The 479-nt window shown below is 39.5% G+C and carries 1 protein-coding gene and 1 pseudogene; both read left to right on the top strand.

Annotated elements, in window-relative coordinates:
* Positions 1 to 224, top strand: a pseudogene (locus tag AC1M89_RS14750) (catechol 1,2-dioxygenase); the annotation flags it as partial.
* A gap of 142 nt (positions 225 to 366) precedes the next feature.
* The coding region (locus AC1M89_RS14745) for a CoA-transferase (RefSeq protein ID WP_481588093.1) at positions 367 to 479 on the top strand (113 nt) is incomplete at its 3' end.

Here is a 479-nt window from a genome sequence, read left to right as displayed (position 1 = left end):
CTACGCAGTTCAACATCGAAGGTGATAAATACCTTTGGGATGACTTTGCATTTGCAACGCGTGATGGCTTAGTGGCAACTGCTGTAGACGTAACTGATGAAGCTGAAATTGCTCGTCGTGGTCTGAAAGGTGCGTTCAAACATATTCAATTTGACATTGAATTAGTGAAAGACGTTGAAGGTGCGCCTTCTACTGAAGTTGAACGTCGCCGCGCATCAGCTTAAAAATAATAAAGGGATGGATTTCGCATCCATCCTTTATCTTATTCACCTAAAGAATTTAGACCAATCCAAATCTAATCATTTTGATTTGTTTAAATTTTTGCAAGACCGAAAAGGATATAGATAGCTTTATCTATAAAACGCTATGATTGATAAATCTCAAAAGACTTTAACCGAAGCCCTCTCCCAAATTAAAGACGGTTCAACCATTATGATTGGTGGGTTTGGTACTGCAGGTCAGCCTGCTGAACTCATCGA

The organism is Acinetobacter sp. ANC_7635 (assembly GCF_056779945.1).
The sequence above is the reverse complement of the archived record's forward strand: the minus strand, read 5'-3'. Positions and strand labels throughout refer to the sequence as shown.